The organism is Fibrobacter intestinalis (genome assembly GCF_900167415.1).
GTDB lineage: Bacteria > Fibrobacterota > Fibrobacteria > Fibrobacterales > Fibrobacteraceae > Hallerella > Hallerella intestinalis.
This window is the reverse complement of record NZ_FUWU01000098.1, coordinates 1-5,501: the sequence shown is the minus strand read 5'-3', so window position 1 is coordinate 5,501 and position 5,501 is coordinate 1. Positions and strand designations below refer to the sequence as shown.

Genomic DNA, 5,501 nt, shown 5'->3' with positions numbered 1-5,501 from the left:
GGCTGCGGACTTTTTCTTGGACAGATTAGTTAGATTAAATTTAGACTTTTTCTGTAATCATCGGGGCTCATTCCGCCAAGACTCATCTTTATTCTATCCTTGCAGAACCACTCCAAATATTCATTCAGTTCCTTTTTGAATTCGTTTTTGGTGACGCCAGCCAGGTCACGATTGTAGAACAATTCGTTCTTTACGATGCCGAAGAAGCCCTCGCAGGCGGAGTTGTCGGGAGAGCAGCCTTTCTTCGACATTGACCGTTTCAGCTCCGCATCGTTCATCCGCTTTATCCATCCCGGCCATCTGTAATGGCATCCCCGGTCCGTATGCACGATCGGCTTTTCTCCGTCGTGGAGCTGCCCTAAGGCCTTGTCCAGCATTCGGTTCACTAGCCTCGAATCGGGGCTTTCGCCTATAGTCCAGCATACGGGTTTTCCGTCGAAGCAGTCTATCATCGGAGACAGGTACAACTTGCCGTCGGAAAGGGGGAACTCCGTGATGTCCGTAAGCCATTTCTCATTGGGCCTGTCGGCATGGAAATCGCGGTTTATCAGATTGGGCACCGCGGGCGAAATTTCGCCCCTGTACGAGCTGTACTTCCGTTTTCTGGGACGGTAGGCCGCAAGTCCGTTCTCGCGCATCACCCTCCGGATGACTTTTTCAGACAAGGTCCTTCCCTCGTCTTTCAATACCTTTCGGATCCTTCTGTAACCGTACCTCTTCTTGGATGCCTGGAAGGCTATCTGTACAAATTCAAGGGAATCCCTGTCCTTAATCGCCCTGTCGTTTGCGTGCTTCAGGTTGTAATAGAATACGCTGCGGGGCAGGTCAAGCCGGGCAAGAAGTTGGCCAAGTCCGAAGCGGTCTTTCAAGGCGTTGACGATTTCCGTTTTTTCCCTGTTCCTCAAGGCGGAAACGTCAACGCCGGGGTCTTTTTTTAATATGTTCAAAGTCTCCTTCAGGATGGCCACTTCCATCTCCAGGTCGCGGACTTTCCTGTTCAGTGCGGAAACTTCGGCGGAGGAAAAATCGTCCTTCCCCTCTTCAAGAGGTCCTCTTGGGTTTTTACGGTTGCAACTTTGCAAGGCCAGGGCTCCTTTTGTCAGATACAGGCGTCTCCATTTATAGATGCTGGCAGTCGAATACCCGAGTCCCTCGGCGACATCTACAACTTTCTCGACTTTTTCGAAACATCTTCGAATCGCCTCCAATTTAATATTTGCCGGAGGATTCCTTGGGTGCTCCCAAGTGTTTTTATAGCTGCATTTCCCCTTTCTTGTCTTGACCTTTCCTTACTCGTGAATCCAGAAATAAAGGCGGGCTCTTGTCGGATAGCCTAGCGCCTGGACCGTTCGGGAGACCGACCTCAAATCGTGATATGTTTTCAGCGCCTTGGCTATCTGTGATAAGGAGTAATAGGGCATGTACGGACCTCAATTGTGTCCAACTTTTTGTCCGCAGCCCCCAATCCCGCGGAGGACTCGCCGCTTTTCTTGGCCACAATGATTTCCTCGGCTAATGCACCAAGTTCTTGCAAGATTTCGGGGTTGTCGAGGGGGATGCGGATGTTTTCGAAATAGACTTTGCGGATTTCGCGGGTGCCGCCCATGAGTTCGGGGCAGTTGTACCATATCCAGAGTTTTGCAAGGTTTGAGTTAAGGATTGCGAGAAGGGGCTTCAGGATGGAACCTGCACTGGATTCTTCGCTTCCCTCGCAATGACATTGGCGGGCATTTCTGCACCGGATCCTTCGACTACGCTTGCGCTTCGTTCAGGATGACACTTCGCGGAAATGTCTTTTTGGGCATTTGCATTTTCCGTGATGATGAAGGCTTTGTCGTTGCAAAAGGTGCTGATTTCATCGTATGTGAACGGAAATGCCAAGGTCGTTGTGAACATATTACATGCGTCAGAAATCATGTTTTCTATTATAGCTATTTCTTCCGGGGAAAGGTTGAAAATGGCATAAACTTTCTTATCAATTTCCATCGCAATCGACGCTATATCGGCATCAACCTTTTCTTTTCGTAAAATCAGGGCTTTTTCTACAAGATACGAAATTTCTTTTTGCTGTTGCTCCGTAGCGTCAGGAATACGAAGTGCTTCAACATGAGTTTTCTTTACTTGCGCAAGAGCTTCCCCTTTTTCTGGATTTATAAATGTATAGAAGAAATCAATCAGTTTAGAATTCAGCACGCCCAAAATATATTTCAAATTTAAACTTTCTGATTTAGCTATGCATATATGCAAATTATCTCGGCAAATAACGCCAGCATCAATGATTGTCGCAATAATAGAATCTCCCGTTTGCCGAACAATAATTTTTTCAGGAGCTTCGAAAATCTTTTTATCTCTCGGTGCAGCAAGCCATTTTCCGTACAATATCCAATAGTTATCATTCCACAAGTTTGTATAGCGATGCATTAAACTTCCGCGCATTAACGGAGACCAGTTTTCGTCTGGTTTATCACCGTCCCTTACATATGGCTTTTCTTCAACGATTTGCTTTGTTTGGGGCGGGGTTCCTTTCCCTTTTTCAAATGGCTTTACTCCATTATAAATATCCAAGTATTCTGTGAGAGGTTTAGAAGATGCCTCAATCTTTTTTATCAACAACAAAGAATCTTGATTTATTTCAATGTTTATAATTCTTTCTGTCTGGCTTATGCCTTCTTTCTTAATTGTATGCAACGGCGTTATTTTACCATCCGCATCTATTCGGCTAATGGAGCAATCACACTGTTCCTTTGATTTCGTAAACAATAGGCAGTGGGTGTCAACGGTTGCTTCGGCAAAAACTTTATGCGTTAGAATAATTTTATTCCATCGAAAATACGAAGTTAAAAATAATCGAACAGGGCTAAAAGAGATTGACTGCAACCAAGTATTGGGATTAATAAATCCAAATTGACCGTTATTTTTCAAAAGCGCATACGCTCGTTCCATAAACAGGCAATACAAATCACCTTGCTTAAAGAACGTGCTATAGTTCCTTTGTTCGTACAGCGAACCCAAAAGACCATTATTTGCTTGCAGTTGTATATACGGCGGATTCCCTATCACGGCATCAAAGCCCACGAAGCGTCCCTGGTCATCCAGGATTTCGGGGAACTCGAACATCCATTCCAGCGAATTGGAAAAGTCGATGGTGTCGTCGGTCTTGTTTGCGTATTCCTCGAACATTTCCAGCACGCCTTCTTCTACCATGCGGCTTTTTAAGCTGGCGATTTTTTGACGGAGGGCGATTTTGGAATTCTGCGTTCCTCCGGCTTTGTATTCCTGCACGCAGTTGCGGTATTCGACGAGGGCATTTTTCAGGCTGTCCTTTTTGCGGTCCGCTCGTTCGTCATGAGTGAGATAGTCGGCGATGACCCGCCCGTTTTGCACGGGATATTTGGAGAGGAGGCTATCCCCCACCTTGATGTTGATGTCGATATTCGGAAGGGTTTCCAGCCGCGTGAATCCGCTTTCTTCGGTATAGTAGGCGTTCTTCAAAAGTTCAATCCACAAACGCAAACGGCAGATGTTCGCGGAGTTCGGATTCAAATCCACGCCGAAAAGGCAATTTTCGATGATGTTCCTTTTCTCGTGAAACAGCGCTTCTTGAATGCGTTGGCGTTCGGGATTCCCGGGCTTGTATTCAAAGGGTTCGCCCTCGTCATCGACAACAGAGAGTTCATCGTTATCGACTTTGAGTTCCAAGTCCATACGTTTGATTCGCTTGCCGTGAACATCGCGGAAAATGTTGAGCTGCGACTTGATGGCGAGCATGCGGTTAAGTGCCGAAACCAGAAAATGCCCCGAACCTACAGCAATGTCGGCAATGCGGATATCGTCCACGATTTTGTTGGCTTCTTCCACGTCGTCGATTTTCTCGGAGACTTCGTCCAAATTCTTGCAGTTCCAATTTTTCGTCTCGTTGAATTTCTGGACGACGCATCTTTCCAGCACATCCCGGGCCATATAGTCGGTAATGAAGCCGGGCGTAAAAAAGCTGCCGTCCTTGTAACCGTTGATTTTTTCGAAGATGAGCCCGAGAACGGAAGCGTTGATGAGAGTCTTGCTGGTGGATGTGACGCCGCCTTGAGAATCGCTGGCAAAGTCGTAGGCATCGAGGAAACGGAAGATGTATTCCAGATTGTGCATGGAACACTTCGCCCGTTTGCCCCGCTCGTCCTTGAGCACGGTTCTATTGAAAATTTCCATGGGCGCGTCGGGGATTCCCCGGATTTTCAACTTGTCTTCGTCTTCGGTGGGTTCGAACAAACTACTGTTCAGATAAGGCACGTTGGGATAGCGTTCCAAAATTGCCTTGTCCCGGGCTTCGATTTTTTTGCCCAGCACCTTGAAAAAGAAAATATTCAGTTCGTCAAAGTTTTGGATTTTGTCGATGCTCATGAACCGGTAAGCGGCATCGCCCTTTTGGTAGATCAATATTTGAGATTCCACCAGTTTCAAAAACAGCAAGCGATTCACCCAGGTAATGCAAAGGCGAAGCGCCATGGATTCGCAACGGGCTTCGTCGGGAATGTCCATTTCCAGTTGGTATATGGCGCTTTCTAAAAGGCTTGCCTTGTCGCGATTGGCGGGTTTCTTGCGGCTGATGATTTTCTTGCCGCCGTCCTTGACTTCTTCGAGGCCGATGATGTGCAAAAGTTCCGCGTAAAAGTTTTTGTTCAGGCTGTTGCTGTCGTTGGCGAAGGGCTTGGCAAGGAGGGTTTCGGGCGAGAGGAATTTGTAAAGCGGGAGAAGTTGTTTCTCGCCATTTACTCCTGCTTTCGCAGAGGAGCCTGAATGGATTGCTTCGCTATCGCTCGCAATGACGCGTTTGTCATCATTGTCGTGGGCTTGAATCGCCACATCCGCAAGGGAAAAACGGACGACGTTGATGTCGCAGGTTTTAAGGAAATCGTCGATGGCGGGCCTTGCGATATCGTTGTAGAAATCGGAAGTCTTGTTTCCGCTCATCTGGTTCGCTTCGAATTTTTGGAACTGCTCATAGACCGGATTCGACTTCGATGCAAAATAGCGCACAAAATCCTTTACGTCAAAAAAGTACCACTCGTCAAAATTCGTAATGGCCAAGTACTTGATTTCGCGATTGCCAAAACGGATGTATTCCAGCATAGAATAACAACAACTTTTGCCGAAAACTAAACATAAATGCAAAAACAAGCCGGAACGCCATTAAATTAAAGGCTTCGCGACTTTCCTTTGTTGTCCTACGCTTTCCAATGTGATAGCTGGTTTTACACCCAATTTCCATTGTTTTCAAAAATAAAATGCTCACTTTAAAGACCACTTTTGCAAGAATTGGGAATATCCGCCGGATCTATCGTCACAATGGCGTAATGTTCCCTTATGTCCAGAACCTCGGAAACGACCCGGCAGACGCGTCTCCAGTCGTCGTCGGCTATAAGCCCGGAATCTTTCAGAAGGTCCATTACGGAAGTCAAGGCGTTGTCCAAATCCCTTTTCCTCTTGTCGCCGAACGAAATTCCGAC

Annotated in this window: 2 protein-coding genes and 1 pseudogene; all 3 read right to left on the bottom strand. The window is 46.7% G+C overall.

Going from position 1 to position 5,501, the window contains the following annotated elements; translation table 11 throughout:
- Nucleotides 1–29 precede the first annotated feature (29 nt).
- Nucleotides 30–1,208, bottom strand: coding sequence for an IS3 family transposase (locus B5D40_RS14785; RefSeq protein ID WP_200804186.1), 1,179 nt, complete (start codon nucleotides 1,206–1,208; stop codon nucleotides 30–32).
- Nucleotides 1,209–1,674: 466 nt separating this feature from the next.
- The gene (locus tag B5D40_RS14775; protein WP_456151867.1) at nucleotides 1,675–5,166 is read right to left on the bottom strand and encodes a type IIG restriction enzyme/methyltransferase; all 3,492 of its coding nucleotides are present in this window, start codon (nucleotides 5,164–5,166) and stop codon (nucleotides 1,675–1,677) included.
- A 122-nt stretch (nucleotides 5,167–5,288) separates the two neighbouring features.
- A pseudogene (locus B5D40_RS15795) lies at nucleotides 5,289–5,501 on the bottom strand (hypothetical protein); the annotation flags it as partial.